This is a genomic window from Candidatus Pelagibacter communis, assembly GCF_001180025.1.
Taxonomy (GTDB): domain Bacteria; phylum Pseudomonadota; class Alphaproteobacteria; order Pelagibacterales; family Pelagibacteraceae; genus Pelagibacter; species Pelagibacter ubique_A.
This window is the reverse complement of record NZ_CVSK01000066.1, coordinates 1-704: the sequence shown is the minus strand read 5'-3', so window position 1 is coordinate 704 and position 704 is coordinate 1. Positions and strand designations below refer to the sequence as shown.

1 protein-coding gene is annotated in these 704 nt (G+C 29.4%); it reads right to left on the bottom strand.

Annotation, left to right across the window (positions count from 1 at the left end; all coding sequences use genetic code 11):
* Positions 1–80: 80 nt before the first annotated feature.
* Complete coding sequence (gene hisI / locus AMN83_RS03025; RefSeq protein WP_075504205.1) at positions 81–548, bottom strand: phosphoribosyl-AMP cyclohydrolase; 468 nt, start codon at positions 546–548, stop codon at positions 81–83.
* Positions 549–704: the final 156 nt, after the last annotated feature.

Sequence of the window (704 nt, the reverse complement as noted above, 5' to 3'; positions counted from 1 at the left end):
CGTCTTAGGAATTTGAATTTTAAAAACTGAAGGGCCAAAACTTTTAATAAGTTGATATTTTAATTCCTCAGACACAATAATTAGATCTTAGTTGGGTTTGGTTGACCTTTATAAACTTCCTCAGGATCAAATTTTTTTTCTTTTTCAAGAAATTCCATTTCAACTTTTCTTCCATTTTCTATTGGTCCCATAGGAATAGATCTATAAAAACATGATCTATAACCAACATGACAACTAGCTCCATCACCGATATCAACTGTTAACCATATTGAGTCTTGATCATCATCAATTCTTATTTCAGTTACTTTTTGAGTAAAACCACTTGTTTTACCTTTGTGCCAAATAGCTTTTCTCGATCTGCTAAAATAGTGAGCTTCTTTTGTTTCAATTGTCTTTTTAAGAGCTTCCACATTCATATATCCATGCATTAAAATATCCTTTGTTTTTGAACACATAGTAACTACTGGAATTAATCCATCATTATCAAATTTTGGTGATAGAAGATTTCCTTCTTCAATATCATAGATATTTTCTCTTTTTTTGAACATAAGAGGTGATTATGTAGCACATATCTAAATATATTAAATATTTTTAAATTAAGGTAATTACTGTATAAAAAGGCGCTATGAAATTAGTAAAAGACTCAAACGAAAAAAGTATAGATACAAAAAAGGTCTCAGACAAAGAGGCTGAAGAGGCTATCA

Bases quoted from the DNA above. Each gene is read 5' to 3' on its own strand.
- hisI (WP_075504205.1), bottom strand. From the start codon at position 548: ATGTTCAAAAAAAGAGAAAATATCTATGATATTGAAGAAGGAAATCTT.